Origin of the sequence: Rhodococcus sp. D-6 (assembly GCF_040256695.1) — a bacterium.
GTDB lineage: Bacteria > Actinomycetota > Actinomycetes > Mycobacteriales > Mycobacteriaceae > Rhodococcus > Rhodococcus pyridinivorans.
The window spans coordinates 2,233,168-2,249,453 of the sequence record NZ_CP132970.1; the positions used below are offsets into that span (position 1 = coordinate 2,233,168).

Below are 16,286 nucleotides of genomic sequence, written 5' to 3' on the forward strand. Positions count from 1 at the left end.
CGCGGAAGCCGACAGGCCGTGTGCCGTCAGCGCAGGCCGGTGCCCCGCGCCAGCGCCGTCTCCACCAGGATCGACAGCAGCTCGGCGTACTCCACGCCGGTGGCCTCCCACATCCGCGGGTACATCGAGATGGAGGTGAATCCGGGCATCGTGTTGATCTCGTTGATCACCGGTCCGTCCTCGGTGACGAAGAAGTCGACGCGGGACAGGCCGTGGCAGTCGAGGGCGCGGAACGCCCGGACCGCGAGTTCGCGGATCCGGTCGGAGGTCTCCTCGTCGAGCTTGGCCGGGACGTCGAACTCGCAGACGTCGTCGAGGTACTTCGTGTCGAAGTCGTAGAACGCCTCGTGGTCGTCGGAGGTGTCGGGCATGCGGATCTCGGCGACGACACTCGCGCGGACGTCGCCGTCCGGGAACTCGAGCACGCCGCACTCCACCTCGCGGCCGATGATCGCGGACTCGACGATGACCTTGGGGTCGTGCTGCCGGGCCTTCGCGACGGCGTCGTCGAAGGCGGCCCAGTCGGCCACGCGACTGATGCCGATGGACGATCCGCCGCGGGCGGGCTTGACGAAGACGGGCAGGCCGAGGCGGGTCTTCTGCTCCTCGGTGAGGGTCGCGGTGCCGGGACGCAGGACGATCTGGAAGCCGACGGGCAGGCCTTCGGCCGCGAGCAGTTTCTTGGTGAACTCCTTGTCCATCCCGGCGGCGCTGGCAAGAACCCCGGGACCGACGTACGGGATGTCCGCGAGTTCGAGCAGACCCTGGATGGTGCCGTCCTCGCCGTAGGCGCCGTGCAGGACCGGGAACACCACGTCGACCGAGGCGAGCACCCGGCCGTAGGAGCCCTCGTCGAGGGCGACGATGTCGCCACCGCGGGTCGGATCCGCGGTGAGGACGAGATCGGAGCCGTCGCCGGCGACGACGGGCAGTTCGCGACCGGCCGCGGCGAGGCCGGCCGGGTCCGCGTCGCCGAGGACCCATGCGCCCTCGGGAGTGATGCCGATGGGCACGACCTCGTACTTCTCCGGATCCAGGTTGCGCAGGATGCTCCCTGCCGAGATGCAGGAGACGGAATGTTCGTTGCTGCGACCACCGAAGACGACGGCCACCCGGGTTCGGGGCATACTCACGTGTCGAACCGTACCGGGTGGCGATCTCCGCGTGTCGAGCGAGTCCTACGCGGGTGGGGCCGGACACCCTGCTATGTCTCCGCGGGCTCCGGTCTCCCTCGGTGGAGGGTCGTCTCCTTCAGCGCCGCGTCGAGATCGGCGAGCAGATCCGCGGTGTCCTCGATTCCGCACGACAACCGGACGAATCCCTCCGGCACCGCATCGCCCCATCGTGCGCGACGATCCGCTGTCGTGTGGATACCGCCGAAGCTGGTGGCGGGTGCGACGAGCGTGGCCGCGCGGACGAAGCGGTGCACCTCGTCGCGGCCGGGTAGCCGGAAGGTGACGAGGGGGCCGAAGCGGCTCATCTGGCCGGCCGCCACGGCGTGGGCGGGGTCGCCGGCGAGTCCGGGATAGCGGACGTCCGTGACAGCGGCGTGCTCGAGCAGCATCCCGGCGACGGCGAGCGCGTTGGCGCACTGCCGTTCGAAGCGCAGTCCGGCGGTGCCGAGGCTGCGGTGCGCGAGCCAGGTCTCGAAGGGTCCCAGCACGGTTCCCGACAACAGTCGTTCCCGGTCGATCGCGGGCAGCAGTTCGGGATCCGCGACGGCGATGTATCCGCACAGCAGGTCACTGTGTCCGCTGAGCGATTTCGTCCCGCTGGCCACCACGACGTCGGCGCCGAGATCGAGGGGCAGCTGGCCCAGGGGTGTGGCGGTGGTGTTGTCGACGAGCAGGAGCGCGTCGGAGACGTGGCACGCGGTCGCGATCGCGCGCAGGTCGACGGTGTCGAGGCCTGGATTCGACGGGGTCTCGACCAGTACGACGGAATTGTCGGGAGCGGTCACCAGAACGTCGGTCAGGGTGCCGTCACCGAACTCCGCGACCGACATCTCGACGACCTTCACTCCGTGCGGCGCCAGGAATTCCTGCGCGTACGTGCGCACCTGGTAGTAACCGTCGGAGGGGACGACGACCGTGCCGCCCGGGGCCACGAGGGATCGCAGGGCGACCGTGATCGCCGACATTCCCGAGCCGACGACGCGGGCGGCCGAGGCGTGCTCGAGGTCGGCGAGCGCCGATTCGAGTGCGCGCCAGCCGGGATTCGAGGCCCGCGCATAGGTGTCGACGTCGTCGCGCTCGTCCTCCCCGAGGAGATACGGCGCCGCGAAGACCGGTCCCGCCTGCAGCGGGGAGCCCGGAACACCCTCGTGTGCAACTGCCTTCACACAGCGAGTCGAATCGCCCGTCATGCCACTCATTCCGGCTTGATCCGGCGTCCGAGCAGCTGCCCGATCGCGTCCTGCACCGACATGCCTTCGTGGCACACGCGGTGCACGGCGTCGGTGAGCGGCATCTCGACGTCGTAACTCGCTGCGAGGGCGCGGACCGAGGTGCACGACTTGACCCCTTCGGCCACCTGACCGTGGGTGGCCTCCTGCGCGCTCTCGAGGGACTCACCGCGGCCGAGTCGTTCGCCGAACGAACGGTTGCGGGACAACGGGGACGTACATGTGGCGACAAGATCGCCGACACCGGCGAGACCGGCGAGCGTGGCCGGCTTGGCCCCGAGGGCGGTTCCGAGCCGGGTGATCTCGGCGAGACCGCGGGTGATGATGCTCGCGACGGTGTTCTCACCGAGCCCGACTCCGGCGGCCATGCCGCACGCGAGGGCAATGACGTTCTTGCAGGCGCCGCCGACCTCGCAGCCGATGACGTCGGAGTTCGTGTACGGACGGAAATATTTTGTGGCGCAGGATTTCTGGATCTCCATGGCGCGGGTGGAATCGGGGCACGCGATGACGGTCGCGGCCGGTTGCCCCTCGGCGATCTCACGGGCGAGGTTGGGGCCGGACAGCACGGCGATGCGATTCTGCTCGGCGCCGGTGACCTGACCGATCACCTGACTCATGCGCATCAGGGTGCCGCTCTCGATTCCCTTGGCGAGACTGAGAAGTGTCGCGTCCGGTCCGATATCTGCCTTCCACTCCTCGAGATTGGTACGCAGGGTCTGACTCGGGACGGCGAGGACCACGAAATCGGCGCCCTCGAGGGCCACCCGATGATCGGCCGTCGCCTTCAACGAGTGCGGCAGTTCCACACCGGGTAGATAGTCGGAGTTCTCGTGCCGCTCGGCGATGCCACGCGCCACCTCCTCGCGCCGCGCCCAGATCGTCACGTCCGTTCCGGCGTCGGCCAGCACCTTGGCGTACGCCGTCCCCCACGAACCCGCGCCCAGAACTGCTGCTGTGGTCACGCCATCCTCACTCTCATCCGATGCCCGGCACTCACGCTCGCGATCGGCCCGGAGCGGGCGGTCGCGACCGGTTCGGTCCGGGCGGTCACCACCCACGGTCGCACCCAGTATCGCGCAGGCTCCACCGACACCGCGCCGGGTCGGAGGACGGACCGCACACGACCCGGTCGCACCGGGCGCTCGTGCGGTTCGTCACCTCGCACGACCGTGCGATTCGATACTGATGGCACAATCGGGCAATGCCCGCGACGCACGTGCTCGTTCCCGTCAAGGCCCTCGGCCTGGCGAAATCGCGGCTCTCGCACGTCCTCGCCCCGGCAGCACGGGAATCACTGGTGCTTGCGATGCTGCAGGACACCGTGACGGCGGCGCTGTCCGCCGGAGACGTGACGGTCACCGTCGTCACCGCCGACGAGCGGGTCGCGGCCGCGGCGCTGGACTGCGGCGCGGACGTCCTCCCCGATCCGGTGCGTACCGACTCCCCCGACCCACTGAACTCCGCACTGCTCGCAGCGGCCCGCCGGGCGCGGGAGCACGCACCCGGCGCCGAACTCGTGGCGTTGCAGGCCGACCTTCCGTCCCTGCGGCCCGAGGATTTCGTGCTCGCACGCGAGACTGCGCGGCGGACCGGAACGGCCGTGGTCGTCGACCACACGGCGAGCGGTACGACGGCGTTGCTGCACTGCGTGAGCGGCACCCTGCCGCCACTGTCGTTCGGTCCGGGATCGGCCGGTCGCCACATCGATGCCGGTGCGTACCCGGTACCGGACGCCCTCCCCGGACTGCGACTCGATGTGGACACACCGGACGATCTTGCCGCCGCACTGCAACTCGGCGTCGGACCGGCCACCGCGGCCGTGCTCGACACGGTCGAGTTCCCCCTGTGCCACCCGTGCGACAGCGCTGCAGGGAGCCGTCGCTCTGCAACAATGAACTCGTGACCAACGGCGATTCCCCCGATCCCACGAGTTCCGAGCACGCGGCACCATCCGGTGCCGCACGACCCGCCGGTCGCGTAGCGACCGCCACCAGCGCCCCTCCGGCCGCGACGGGACTGCAGTCGAGGACCGATCACGACAACACACTTCCCGTCGACCGCTATCTCAACCGCGAACAGAGCTGGCTCGATTTCAACGCCCGCGTTCTCGCGCTCGCGGAGGACACCTCGCAGCCGTTGCTCGAACGCGCCAAGTTCCTCGCGATCTTCGCGTCGAATCTCGACGAGTTCTACATGGTGCGGGTCGCCGGGCTGAAACGTCGCGCCGAGACGGGGTTGTCGGTCCGGTCCGCGGACGGACTGACCCCGCGCGCCCAGCTCGCGCTCATCGCGTCGAGCACGCGCGAACTCGCCGGTCGCCACGCGCAGGTCTTCCTCGACTCGGTCATGCCCGCCCTGGCGGCCGAAGGCATCTCGATCATCCGATGGGCGGATCTGACGGAGGACGAACGCCGACGACTGACACAGTATTTCGCCGACCAGGTCTTCCCGGTCCTGACGCCGCTCGCGGTCGATCCCGCACACCCCTTCCCGTACATCAGCGGCCTGTCCCTGAACCTCGCTGTCACGGTCAAGGATTCGCAGTCGTCCGGTGAACACTTCGCGCGCGTGAAGGTGCCCGACAACGTCGATCGGTTCGTCCGGGTCGATCGCGCGGGTTCGTCGCACGGACTGCCGGCCTTCCTCCCGCTCGAGGAGCTGATCGCCGCCCATCTCGACGTGTTGTTCCCGGGCATGGAGATCGTCGAGCACCACGCATTCCGCGTCACCCGCAACGCCGACTTCGAGGTCGAGGAGGACCGCGACGAGGATCTCCTTCAAGCCCTCGAACGCGAACTCGCCCGGCGGCGCTTCGGATCTCCCGTGCGGCTCGAGGTGTCGGACGACATGACCGAGCACATGCTCGACCTCCTGTTGCGCGAACTCGACGTCGATCGGGTGGACGTCGTCCAGTTGCCCGGGCTGCTCGATCTGTCGTCGCTGTGGCAGGTGCACGCCGTCGACCGACCGGATCTGAAGGACGCCCCCTTCGTGCCGGCGACCCATCCCGCCTTCGGCGAGCGAGAGACACCGAAGAGCGTGTTCTCCACCCTGCGCGAGGGCGACATCCTCGTCCACCACCCGTACGACTCGTTCTCCACGAGCGTGCAACGGTTCATCGAGCAGGCCGCCGCCGACAGCCAGGTCCTCGCGATCAAGCAGACGCTGTACCGGACGTCGGGCGACTCCCCCATCGTCAACGCCCTGATCGCCGCTGCCGAAGCGGGCAAGCAGGTCGTCGCGCTCGTGGAGATCAAGGCACGCTTCGACGAGCAGGCCAACATCAAGTGGGCGCGCAAGCTCGAACAGGCCGGTGTCCACGTCGTATACGGACTCGTAGGTCTGAAGACACACTGCAAGACCTGTCTGGTCGTGCGGCGCGAGGGTTCGACGATCCGCCGCTACTGCCACATCGGCACCGGCAACTACAACCCGAAGACCGCGCGTCTCTACGAGGACGTCGGCCTGCTCACGTCGTCACCCGAGATCGGCGCCGACCTCACCGACCTGTTCAACACCCTCACCGGATACTCCCGGAAGGCGCAGTACCGCAATCTGCTCGTCGCACCGCACGGAGTCCGCAAGGGCATCATCGAACGCGTCGAGCGTGAGATCGAGCACCACGCGGCCGGTCGCCCCAGCGGGATCCGGCTCAAGGCCAACGCCCTCGTCGACGAGCAGGTGATCGACGCGCTCTACCGCGCGTCGCGGGCGGGGGTGCGGACCGAGGTGGTCGTGCGCGGGATCTGTGCCCTCAAGCCGGGCGTGCCCGGCCTGAGCGAGAACATCACGGTGCGCTCGATTCTGGGGCGGTTCCTCGAACATTCGCGGTTGTTCCATTTCCGGGGCAGCGACGAGTACTGGATCGGTAGCGCCGACATGATGCACCGGAACCTCGACCGTCGCGTCGAGGTGATGGTGCAGGTGAAGAACACCCGGCTCGCAGCGCAGCTGGACGGCATCTTCGATTCCGCGCTCGACCCGGTCACCCGCTGCTGGATTCTCGAGGGCGACGGCACCTGGACGGCGTCCCCCGAGCCGGGAACCGCTGCCCGCGACCACCAGGTCGAACTCATGCGTAGTCGTGCGTCCTGAGGTGGAGGGAACGTTGACCGAATCACGCGACAAGCCCGTGAAGGCCAACATCTTCGCGGCGGGCGCGGTCCTGTGGCGTCCTGTCGACGAGAACGCTCCGGACGATGTGCAGGTCGCGCTCGTGCATCGCCCGCGCTACAACGACTGGTCCTTTCCGAAGGGCAAGCTCGACGCGGGTGAGACGGCCGTGGTTGCCGCGGTGCGGGAGATCGAGGAGGAGACCGGATTCCGCTCCGCGCTCGGCAGTAGTCTCGGGAAGGTCGTCTACCCCGTTCCGGGTCACCGCAAGCTCAAGCGGGTGGACTACTGGGCTGCGCGGTGCCTCGACGGGCAGTTCGCGCCCAATGACGAGGTTGACGAATTGCGTTGGGTGCCCCCCGAAGAGGCATTCGATCTGTTGTCCTATCCGATGGACCGCAGTGTCCTGCGCCGGTTCCGCCGGGTGCCGCTGGACACGACCATGGCGCTGATCGTGCGGCACGCCAAGGCGGGTAGTCGGAAGAAGTACAAGGGCGACGACCGTTACCGGCCCCTCGATGCGTCCGGACGGGCACAGGCCGAGGCGCTCGTTCCGCAGTTGACGGCGTTCGGCGGCGACAGCGTGGTGTCCGCCGACCGCACGCGGTGCATCGCGACGGTCGAACCCTTCGCCTCCCGGCACGGGCTCGAGATCGCCATCGAGCCGGCCCTGTCGGAGGAGGAGTACCGCGCCGATCCGGACCGCGGCCGCAAGCGGGCGCTGGAGATCGCGTCCGGTCCCGGCACTCCCGTGATTTCCAGTCAGGGCAGGGTGATCCCGCCGCTCCTGGAGTGGTGGGCCGAGCGCGACGGTCTCGTGCTGCCTCCGGCGCGGAACCGGAAGGCGAGCATGTGGGTGTTGTCGCTGCGCGGCGATCGTCTCGTCGCGGCCGACCACATCGACAGCCCTCTTCCCACGGGCCGTCCACCGGCGGACGACGAGAGCATCTGACCGAGTACACACGACGGCGGCCACCGGATGTCCGGCGGCCGCCGTCGTCTCACCTGTGCGGCTCGCACGTGTGCGAGCCGCATCGCGGGTGGGTGTTACTTCTTGGTGCTCTTGCGGGCCGTGGTCTTCTTGGCCGGGCTCTTCTTCGCCGCGGTGGTCTTCTTCGCCGCGGTCGACTTGGTGGCGGCGGTCTTCTTCGCCGGAGTCGACTTGGCCGCCGTGGTCTTCTTCGCCGCGGTGGTCTTCTTCGCCGCGGTCGACTTGGTGGCGGCGGTCTTCTTCGCCGGAGTCGACTTGGCCGCCGTGGTCTTCTTCGCCGCGGTGGTCTTCTTCGCCGGAGTCGACTTGGTGGCGGTGGTCTTCTTCGCCGCGGTGGTCTTCTTCGCCGCGGTGGTCTTCTTCGCCGCGGTCGACTTGGTCGCCGTGGTCTTCTTCGCCGCCGTGGTCTTCTTCGCCGCCTTCTTCGCTGCCGCGGTTTTCTTGGCCGCTGCAGCTGCACCGCGCTTCACGGCCGGACCCGAAGCCGGGAGCTTCTGGGTGCCCGCGATGATGTTCTTGAAGGACTGGCCGGGACGGAAGGCCGGCACCGAGGTCGGCTTGACCTTGACCGTCTCACCCGTGCGCGGGTTCCGCGCGACACGCGCGGCCCGACGACGCTTCTCGAAGACACCGAATCCGGTGATGGTGACGCTCTTACCGTCGTGCACGGCGCGAACGATCGCGTCCACGATGTGCTCGACGGCCGCGGTGGCGGTGCGCCTGTCCGAACCGAGTTTCTCGGTCAGAACGTCGATCAGTTCTGCCTTGTTCATTGATTTCCTCCGCACATACACGGTCCACCGTCAGACCGACTCCAGTCCACGGTAGACCCGCAAACGGGCAAGAGTCTATGTGCCACGCGGATTCTCATGCAAATAACCTCCGGGCCCGGCCCGACGGGAGCGTCGGACCGGACCCGGAGAAGGCGCGTTCGGGGGTGTTTTCAGGGCGCCGGAAGGGTACTCGGTTTCCATGACGGCCTTGACTTTTCGTACTCGGAAATCGCGTCTACCTGGCGCAATGTCAATCCGATGTCGTCGAGACCCTCCAGCAGACGCCACCGCGTGTAGTCGTCAATGGTGAACGGCACCACGGTGGTTCCGGCGGTCACCGTCCGGTTCTCGAGATCCACTTCCAGTTCGAGTCCGGGCTGCTGCTCGATGAGCTTCCACAGCAGTTCGACGTCGTCCTGCGAGACCTGAGCGGCGAGCAGACCGGCCTTTCCGGCGTTGCCCCGGAAGATGTCGGCGAAGCGGGACGAGATCACGACCCGGAATCCGTAATCCGACAACGCCCACACGGCATGCTCACGCGAGGAGCCGGTGCCGAAATCCGGTCCGGCGACGAGAACGCTGCCGCGGTCGAAGGGCGGGGTGTTGAGGACGAAGGACGGGTCGTTGCGCCATGCGGCGAACAGACCGTCCTCGAATCCCGTACGGGTGACGCGCTTCAGGTACACGGCCGGGATGATCTGATCCGTGTCGACATTGGAGCGGCGCAGCGGGACGCCGATGCCCCTGTGGGTGGTGAAGGCTTCCATCGAAAATTCTCCTCGTCGGTCCTGTGGTCTAGTCCAGATCCGCGGGTGCGGAAAGCGTTCCCCGCACCGCGGTTGCGGCGGCCACGGCCGGCGAGACGAGATGCGTCCGTCCGCCCTTGCCCTGCCGTCCTTCGAAATTCCGGTTCGAGGTCGACGCGGAACGCTCGCCCGGCGCCAACTGGTCGGGGTTCATGCCCAGGCACATCGAGCACCCGGCCTGACGCCACTCGGCCCCTGCGGCGGTGAAGATCTCGCCGAGACCCTCCTCCTCCGCCTGCGCGCGCACCCGCATCGAACCCGGCACGACGAGCATCCGGACGCCGTCGGCGACCTTGCGGCCCTGCAGGACATCCGCCACGGCACGCAGATCCTCGATGCGGCCGTTGGTGCACGAGCCGACGAAGACGGTGTCGATCTTCACGTCGCGCAGCGGCATGCCCGGTTCGAGATCCATGTAGCGCAACGCCTTTTCCGCTGCAGACCGCTCGGTTTCGTCGGCGATCTCCTCGGGTACCGGAACGCTGGACCCGAGCGCAGCGCCCTGGCCCGGGTTGGTGCCCCACGTGACGAAGGGGGTCAGAGCGCTGCCGTCGATGTGGACCTCGGCGTCGAAAACCGCGTCGTCGTCGGTCTTCAGCTGCTCCCACGCCTCCACGGCAGCATCCCAGTCGGCGCCCTTCGGGGCGTGCGGGCGGCCCTTGATGAACTCGTAGGTGGTCTCGTCGGGGGCGATCATGCCGGCGCGGGCGCCCGCCTCGATCGACATGTTGCAGATGGTCATCCGCGCTTCCATCGACAGTGCGCGGATCGCCTCGCCGCGGTACTCGAGGACGTAGCCCTGTCCGCCGCCGGTGCCGATCTTCGCGATGATCGCGAGGATGAGGTCCTTGCTCGTCACTCCCGGCGCGAGGGTGCCGCCGACGTTGATGGCCATCGTCTTGAACGGCCGCAGCGACAACGTCTGTGTCGCCATGACGTGTTCGACCTCACTGGTGCCGATGCCCATCGCCAGTGCGCCGAAGGCGCCGTGGGTGGAGGTGTGGCTGTCGCCGCACACCACCGTCATGCCGGGCTGCGTGAGACCGAGCTGCGGGCCGACCACGTGGACGATGCCCTGATCGAGGTCGCCCATGGGGTGCAGACGGACACCGAACTCCTCGCAGTTGCGGCGCAGGGTCTCGACCTGTGTGCGCGAGACCGGGTCGGCGATCGGCTTGTCGATGTCCACCGTGGGGACGTTGTGGTCCTCGGTGGCGATCGTGAGGTCGGGACGCCGCAGCGGGCGTCCTGCCAGCCGCAGACCGTCGAAGGCCTGCGGGCTGGTCACCTCGTGTACGAGATGCAGGTCGATGTAGATCAGGTCCGGCTGTCGCGCCGATCCCTCTCCTTCACCGCGCACGACCACGTGCTGGTCCCACACCTTTTCCGCCAGAGTCTTTCCAGCCATCTTCTCCACCTTGTCGTACGTGACGAACGCGGGATCCCGGGGGCTGTCCGGCCGCGTATGGTGTCGTCCCCACCGTTCTCGGCATGCGATATGCTTCCCATTATGCGAGACGGAGGTATCGACCTATGAGACAGCATAGCGGGATCGGAGTGCTGGACAAAGCGATGACAGTCCTCCATGCGGTTGCCGAACAGCCGTGCAACCTCAACGAGTTGTGCGCGCGGACCGGCCTGCCCCGTGCCACGGCGCACCGTCTCGCCGTGGGCCTCGAGGTCCACCGCCTCCTCATGCGCGACAGCGACGGACAGTGGCGTCCCGGCCCCGGACTGGCCGAATTGTCCGCGGGCGCAGGCGACACGCTCGTCGAGGCCGCCTCGCTCGTCCTCCCCCGTCTGCGCGAGATCACCGGCGAGAGCGTGCAGTTGTACCGCCGCGAGGGCACCCAGCGGGTCTGCGTCGCCGCTCTCGAACCGCCGACCGGTCTGCGCGACACGGTCCTCGTCGGCGCACGCCTTCCGATGACGGCCGGCTCCGGCGCGAAAGTTCTGCTCGCGTGGGCCGATACGGCGACCCAGCGCGCCATCCTCCCCGACGCGGCCTTCGGTGAACGCGTGCTCGTCGAGGTCCGCCGCCGCGGCTGGGCGCAGAGCGCCGCCGAACGCGAACCCGGTGTGGCGTCGGTCGCCGCACCCGTGCGCGACAGCAGCGGTGGCGTGATCGCCGCGATCTCCGTATCGGGCCCCATCGACCGCATGGGCCGCCGACCGGGCGCCCGCTGGGCCGCCGACCTCCTCGCCGCCGCAGAAGCGCTCCAGAAGCGTCTCTGAGGCCGACCGCATGCCCGTGTCCCTCCCGGGTGGAGCCCAGGAGGGACACGGGCGGGGCGGGAGGAAGACAGCCGTGCGGCCCCACGCTCTGCCAGAGTGCTTCGCATGGGAACCAACCGCCGCGCAGGCATCACGATGACGGAGTCGGAGATCGACGAGTTCCTCCACCGCAGCCGGGTCGCGAACCTGGCGACCCTCGGACCGACGGGCACCCCGCACCTCGTCGCCATGTGGTACGCGGTGCTCGACGGGGAGATCTGGTTCGAGACGAAGGCGAAATCGCAGAAGGTCGTCAACCTCCGGCGCGACGATCGCGTGACCGTCCTCGTCGAGGCCGGCGACACCTACGACCAGTTGCGTGGCGTCTCGATCGAGGGGCGGGCGGAGATCGTGGACGACCACGACCGCCTGTTCGAGGTCTGCCGCGACGTATGGGAGCGGTACACCGCCCCGTACACGGAGGAGGCGCGCCCCGCGGTGGAGCAGATGATGCACAAACGGGTGGCCGTCCGTGTGGTGCCCGCGCGGGTGCGTTCGTGGGATCACTGCAAGCTCGGGATGCCTGCCATGGAGATCGGCGGCACGACGGCCGCCAATCTTCCGTCCGCCGCGCACTGACCGCCCATACGCGAAAGGCTCTCCGATCGATGATCGGAGAGCCTTCGTGGTTGTACCCCCGATGGGATTCGAACCCACGCTACCGCCGTGAGAGGGCGGCGTCCTAGGCCGCTAGACGACGGGGGCCTATGGAACTTTCCGAGGAATCGACGAGCCGACGCCTCCGAGAGAAGAACACCCACCGACCCGGAGATCGGTGGGTAGTCCGTTGTACCCCCGATGGGATTCGAACCCACGCTACCGCCGTGAGAGGGCGGCGTCCTAGGCCGCTAGACGACGGGGGCCTATGGAACTTCTTCTCTTCGCTTCCCGAAGGAAGCTCAGCCAGCATAGCTGGCTGAGACGTTGCGGGCAAACCGCCGCGTCTCAGCTGGGGTACCAGGACTCGAACCTAGAATGGCTGAACCAGAATCAGCTGTGTTGCCAATTACACCATACCCCAATGGTTTGTTCCTTCGGCCTGCCCTGCGGGCGTTGTGGCCTCCGTTCCGAACCGAGAAGAAGATTAGCACCAACCCCGCCACCAACTACAAATCGGCTGGTCAGAGGAGTGCAATCGAGCTCAGGACGAACTCGGTGGCATGAAATCGAGCCCGGAGGGAGTTCGGCCCGTCGCCGGCGGGTGCCGACGACGGGCCGAGAGCGACCATGCAGGGGTCAGGCGATGCGCGCCCGCCCGGCACGCAGTCGTGCAAGGGTGCGCTCACGGCCGAGCAGTTCCATCGACTCGTAGAGCGGCGGGCTGACGTGCGAGCCCGTCACCGCGACCCGCACGGGAGCGAAGGCCTTCCTCGGCTTCAGTTCGAGCCCCTCGATCAGTGCGCTCTTGAGCGCCTCCTCGATCGCCGGCGTGGTCCACTCGGTCAGGCCCTCGAGGGCGGCGACGGAGGCGTCGAGCACGGGCGCGGCATCCTCCTTGAGATTCTTCGCCGCTGAGACCTCGTCGAGCGTGAAGTCGGCGTCGTCGACGAACAGGAACTTCAGCAGGTCCCACGCGTCCCCGAGAACGACGATACGGGTCTGTACGAGGTCGGCGGCCGTCCGGAAGAGCGCGTCGTCGACGTCGGCCCCGATCCGGCCGTGCTCGACGAGGTACGCCTTCAGCCGGGTCGCGAACTCCTCCGGCTCGAGCAGGCGGATGTGCTCGGCGTTGATGGCGTCGGCCTTCTTCTGGTCGAACCGGGCGGGGTTCGAGTTGACCTTGGAGATCTCGAAGGCCGCGACCATCTCGTCGAGGGAGAACACGTCGCGGTCGTCGGCGAGACCCCAGCCGAGCAGAGCGAGGTAGTTGAGCAGGCCCTCAGGGATGAACCCGCGATCGCGGTGCAGGAAGAGGTTGGACTCCGGGTCGCGCTTGGAGAGCTTCTTGTTGCCCTGCCCCATCACGAACGGCAGGTGGCCGAACTCGGGCGTGAAATCGGTGACGCCGATGCGCTGCAGCGCCGCGTACAGCGCAAGCTGACGCGGGGTGGACGACAGCAGGTCCTCGCCGCGCAGGACGTGTGTGATCTTCATCAGCGCGTCGTCGACGGGATTGACGAGCGTGTAGAGCGGGATGCCGTTGCCGCGGGTCAGCGCGAAGTCGGGCACCGAGCCCGCCTTGAAAGTGGTCTCGCCGCGGACCAGGTCGTTCCACGTGAGGTCCTCTTCGGGCATGCGCAGTCGCACGACCGGCTTGCGCCCCTCGTCGAGGAATGCCTGCCGCTGCTCCGGGGTGAGGTCGCGGTCGAAGTTGTCGTAGCCGAGCTTCGGGTCGCGGCCGGCGGCCTTGTGCCGCTCCTCGACCTCTTCCGGCGTCGAGAACGACTCGTAGGCCTCACCGGAGTCGACGAGCTTCTGCACGATCTCGAGGTGAAGGTCGCGTCGCTGCGACTGCCGGTACGGCTCGTACGGTCCGCCGACCTCCGGACCCTCGTCCCATTCGAGACCAAGCCACCGGAGGGCGTCGAGGATCGCCTGGTACGACTCCTCGGTGTCGCGTGCGGCGTCGGTGTCTTCGATGCGGAACACGAAGGTGCCGCCGTGATGACGCGCGAAAGCCCAATTGAACAGGGCGGTGCGCACCAGACCCACATGCGGGGTTCCGGTCGGTGACGGGCAGAAACGTACGCGTACTTCGCTGGTGGTCATGACTCGCTCAGGGTTGAGGATCGACGGGAGACCTTCCCAGGCTATCCGCCCCGCAGCGAGCTCCGGTCAGGATCCCTTGGCGACGACCGGATTCGTGAGCGTTCCGATGCCCTCGACGGTGATCGAGACTGTGTTGCCCGGCTCGATCGGTCCGACACCTTCGGGAGTGCCGGTGAGGATGACGTCGCCCGGCAGCAGGGTCATGACACCGGAGATCCATTCGATGAGCTTCGGGATGTCGTGCACCATCTTCGAGGTGCGGCTGCGTTGGCGGATCTGCCCGTCGACCTCCGCCGAGATCTCGAGATCGGAAGGGTCGATGTCGGTTTCGATCCACGGACCGAGCGGGCAGAAGGTGTCGTGGCCCTTGGCTCGGCCCCACTGGCCGTCCTTGCGCTGATGGTCGCGCGCGGACACGTCGTTGGCGATCGTGTAGCCGAGGATCGCCTCCCGGGCCTTCGCGGCGGGGACGTCCTTGCAGGGACGCCCGATGACCACGGCGAGTTCGGCCTCGTGATGGACGAGCGAGGTGGTGGGCGGAATCACGATGGGCGCGCCCGGGCCCACGATCGACGTGTTGGGCTTGAGGAAGATCATCGGCTCGTCGGGGACCTCGTTGCCCGACTCGGCGGCGTGGGCGGCGTAGTTGCGACCGACCGCGATCACCTTGGTGGCGAGGATCGGGGCGAGAATCCGCACGTCGGCGAGGGGCCAACTCCGGCCCGTGAAGGTGGGGTTCCCGAAAGGATGCTCGGCGATCTCCTTCGCCGTCGCGGACTTCCCCTCCCCTTCGATGCTCACGAACGCGACACCATCCGGGCTGGCAATTCGACCAAGGCGCATGTCCGGAGTCTAACGGTGCGCGCACACTGCGATCGACGCCCGGGTGCCGCGGGTATAGAGTCCGACCAAGATTTCATATAACGGTACAACTTTCTCAGATAGTGGGACTCATGGACACTCCGGACATCGGTCGGCGCCGATGGCTGATCCTGGCCCTCGGCGTCCTCGCCCAGGCCTCCCAGGCCACCGTCATCAACGGCGTCGCCTTCCTCATCCCAACCCTGAACCAGGAGGGTGGCTTCACCCTCGCCCAGGCCGGAACCCTCGCCGGCGCACCGATCCTCGGCGGCGTGTTCACGCTCGTCGTGTGGGGCGCGATCGCCGACCGGTTCGGCGAACGTCTCGCGCTGGCCGCCGGACTCGGGATCGCGGCCGTCTCGATGGGACTCGCGAGCGCGACCACCTCACTGGACCTGTCCCGCACCACCTCCGCAGCACTGCTCGGCCTATTGCTGATGTGTGCGGGAGCCGGCGCCGTGAGCGCCAATTCGGCGAGCGGTCGCGTGGTGGTCGGATGGTTCCCGCCGCACCAGCGCGGCCTCGCGATGGGCATCCGGCAGATGTCGGTGCCGCTGGGTGTCGCCGCGGGCGCACTCGTCATCCCCACTCTCGCGGGCGACCACGGGATCGCCTGGGCGCTCTCGTTTCCCATGCTCGCGTGCGGGCTCGCAGCCGTCGTCTGCGCGGTCGGCGTGGTGGATCCGCCCCGACCCGGACGGGTGGAGGCCGAGCGCGCAGGCGTGCTCGGCAATCCCTACCGGAGTTCCATGTCCCTCACGCGGATCCATCTCGCGTCGATCCTGCTCGTCGTTCCGCAGTACGTCGTGTGGACCTACGCCCTGGTCTGGCTCATCGCCGACCGCGGCTGGGACGAGGTCGGCGCCGGTCTCGTCATCACCGCCGCCCAGATCCTCGGCGCCCTCGGACGTGTCGTCACCGGGGCCTGGTCCGATCGGGTGGGCAGCAGGCTGGGACCGATGCGCCTCGTCGCCGCATCGGTCGTCGTGTCGATGGTCGCGCTCTCCGTCACGGCGTGGACGGATTCGGCGATCGCGGTGGGCGTCCTGCTCGTCGCGTCGATCCTGACCTCGGCGCCGAACGGGTTGGCATTCACTGCCGTCGCGGAGATCGCCGGCCCGTTCTGGGGCGGCCGCGCACTCGGGATCCAGAACACCGGGCAGTTCGTGTTCGCCGCGGCCGTCGGACCGGTCTTCGGTGGGCTCATCGCCGCGGTCGGATTCCCCGCGGCCTTCGCCCTGTCCGCCATCGCTCCCGCAGCGGCGGTCCCGGTGATACCGAAGGACTGATACGCGAAACGCGCGTGGCGCCGGACGGGACGTACCCGCCGGCGCCACGCGCGTTTGTGCCGA

General features: G+C 68.1%; 14 protein-coding genes and 3 tRNA genes. 6 read left to right on the plus strand and 11 right to left on the minus strand.

Features of this window, described 5'->3' with window-relative positions; genetic code table 11:
- Positions 1-26: 26 nt before the first annotated feature.
- From RBB84_RS10545 to RBB84_RS10555, 3 genes are all read right to left on the minus strand, one after another.
- Entirely contained in the window at positions 27-1,133 is a 1,107-nt protein-coding gene (locus RBB84_RS10545; RefSeq protein WP_024101372.1) for a D-alanine--D-alanine ligase family protein, read from the minus strand.
- Between the two features lie 71 nt (positions 1,134-1,204).
- On the minus strand, positions 1,205-2,365 hold the full coding sequence (locus RBB84_RS10550) for a cystathionine gamma-lyase (protein ID WP_082920933.1): 1,161 nt from the start codon (positions 2,363-2,365) through the stop codon (positions 1,205-1,207).
- 5 nt (positions 2,366-2,370) lie between these two features.
- A complete protein-coding gene (locus tag RBB84_RS10555; protein WP_024101374.1) occupies positions 2,371-3,369 on the minus strand; it encodes an NAD(P)H-dependent glycerol-3-phosphate dehydrogenase in 999 nt (332 codons plus the stop codon).
- Between the two features lie 239 nt (positions 3,370-3,608).
- Here RBB84_RS10555 and cofC point away from each other — a divergent pair, with 239 nt between their 5' ends.
- The 3 genes from cofC to RBB84_RS10570 are packed head-to-tail and all read left to right on the plus strand — an operon-like array spanning position 3,609 to position 7,472.
- Positions 3,609-4,310, plus strand: coding sequence for a 2-phospho-L-lactate guanylyltransferase (gene cofC / locus RBB84_RS10560; protein WP_033097754.1), 702 nt, complete (start codon positions 3,609-3,611; stop codon positions 4,308-4,310).
- Entirely contained in the window at positions 4,307-6,502 is a 2,196-nt protein-coding gene (locus RBB84_RS10565; protein ID WP_006554520.1) for an RNA degradosome polyphosphate kinase, read from the plus strand. Before cofC ends, RBB84_RS10565 begins: the two co-directional genes overlap by 4 nt.
- Positions 6,503-6,515: 13 nt before the next feature.
- Positions 6,516-7,472: a bifunctional NUDIX hydrolase/histidine phosphatase family protein gene (locus RBB84_RS10570; protein ID WP_033097801.1), complete on the plus strand. Its 957-nt coding sequence runs from the start codon at positions 6,516-6,518 to the stop codon at positions 7,470-7,472.
- A 95-nt stretch (positions 7,473-7,567) separates the two neighbouring features.
- Here RBB84_RS10570 and RBB84_RS10575 read toward each other — a convergent pair whose 3' ends face one another.
- From RBB84_RS10575 to leuC, 3 genes are all read right to left on the minus strand, one after another.
- Positions 7,568-8,284, minus strand: a complete 717-nt coding sequence (locus RBB84_RS10575) for an HU family DNA-binding protein (protein WP_033097753.1) — start codon at positions 8,282-8,284, stop codon at positions 7,568-7,570.
- A gap of 170 nt (positions 8,285-8,454) precedes the next feature.
- Entirely contained in the window at positions 8,455-9,051 is a 597-nt protein-coding gene (gene leuD, locus RBB84_RS10580) for a 3-isopropylmalate dehydratase small subunit (protein WP_006554524.1), read from the minus strand.
- A gap of 28 nt (positions 9,052-9,079) precedes the next feature.
- On the minus strand, positions 9,080-10,498 hold the full coding sequence (gene leuC, locus RBB84_RS10585) for a 3-isopropylmalate dehydratase large subunit (RefSeq protein ID WP_024101379.1): 1,419 nt from the start codon (positions 10,496-10,498) through the stop codon (positions 9,080-9,082).
- A 125-nt stretch (positions 10,499-10,623) separates the two neighbouring features.
- Between leuC and RBB84_RS10590 the strand changes: the two genes are divergently transcribed.
- Together RBB84_RS10590 and RBB84_RS10595 are read left to right on the plus strand one after the other, a co-directional pair.
- Positions 10,624-11,325, plus strand: coding sequence for an IclR family transcriptional regulator (locus RBB84_RS10590; protein ID WP_006554526.1), 702 nt, complete (start codon positions 10,624-10,626; stop codon positions 11,323-11,325).
- A gap of 105 nt (positions 11,326-11,430) precedes the next feature.
- Positions 11,431-11,943, plus strand: coding sequence for a PPOX class F420-dependent oxidoreductase (locus RBB84_RS10595; protein ID WP_033097752.1), 513 nt, complete (start codon positions 11,431-11,433; stop codon positions 11,941-11,943).
- Positions 11,944-11,996: 53 nt separating this feature from the next.
- Here RBB84_RS10595 and RBB84_RS10600 read toward each other — a convergent pair.
- From RBB84_RS10600 to RBB84_RS10620, 5 genes are all read right to left on the minus strand, one after another.
- Positions 11,997-12,069 (minus strand) — tRNA-Glu (locus RBB84_RS10600).
- Between the two features lie 85 nt (positions 12,070-12,154).
- Positions 12,155-12,227: transfer RNA gene (locus RBB84_RS10605), tRNA-Glu, on the minus strand.
- A gap of 86 nt (positions 12,228-12,313) precedes the next feature.
- Positions 12,314-12,385: transfer RNA gene (locus RBB84_RS10610), tRNA-Gln, on the minus strand.
- Between the two features lie 215 nt (positions 12,386-12,600).
- Complete coding sequence (gene gltX / locus RBB84_RS10615) at positions 12,601-14,073, minus strand: glutamate--tRNA ligase (RefSeq protein WP_006554528.1); 1,473 nt, start codon at positions 14,071-14,073, stop codon at positions 12,601-12,603.
- Positions 14,074-14,139: 66 nt separating this feature from the next.
- Positions 14,140-14,916 (minus strand): fumarylacetoacetate hydrolase family protein, encoded by a 777-nt coding sequence (locus RBB84_RS10620; RefSeq protein WP_006554529.1) that lies wholly within the window; start codon positions 14,914-14,916, stop codon positions 14,140-14,142.
- Positions 14,917-15,026: 110 nt separating this feature from the next.
- Here RBB84_RS10620 and RBB84_RS10625 point away from each other — a divergent pair, with 110 nt between their 5' ends.
- Entirely contained in the window at positions 15,027-16,223 is a 1,197-nt protein-coding gene (locus tag RBB84_RS10625; RefSeq protein WP_033097751.1) for an MFS transporter, read from the plus strand.
- Positions 16,224-16,286 lie beyond the last annotated feature (63 nt).

Coding starts and splice junctions, on each gene's coding strand:
- RBB84_RS10550 (WP_082920933.1), bottom strand. CDS start 2,365: ATGACGGGCGATTCGACTCGCTGTGTGAAGGCAGTTGCACACGAGGGT.
- leuD (WP_006554524.1), bottom strand. CDS start 9,051: ATGGAAGCCTTCACCACCCACAGGGGCATCGGCGTCCCGCTGCGCCGC.
- RBB84_RS10595 (WP_033097752.1), top strand. CDS start 11,431: ATGGGAACCAACCGCCGCGCAGGCATCACGATGACGGAGTCGGAGATC.
- gltX (WP_006554528.1), bottom strand. CDS start 14,073: ATGACCACCAGCGAAGTACGCGTACGTTTCTGCCCGTCACCGACCGGA.
- leuC (WP_024101379.1), bottom strand. CDS start 10,498: ATGGCTGGAAAGACTCTGGCGGAAAAGGTGTGGGACCAGCACGTGGTC.
- cofC (WP_033097754.1), top strand. CDS start 3,609: ATGCCCGCGACGCACGTGCTCGTTCCCGTCAAGGCCCTCGGCCTGGCG.
- RBB84_RS10620 (WP_006554529.1), bottom strand. CDS start 14,916: ATGCGCCTTGGTCGAATTGCCAGCCCGGATGGTGTCGCGTTCGTGAGC.
- RBB84_RS10625 (WP_033097751.1), top strand. CDS start 15,027: ATGGACACTCCGGACATCGGTCGGCGCCGATGGCTGATCCTGGCCCTC.
- RBB84_RS10590 (WP_006554526.1), top strand. CDS start 10,624: ATGAGACAGCATAGCGGGATCGGAGTGCTGGACAAAGCGATGACAGTC.
- RBB84_RS10575 (WP_033097753.1), bottom strand. CDS start 8,284: ATGAACAAGGCAGAACTGATCGACGTTCTGACCGAGAAACTCGGTTCG.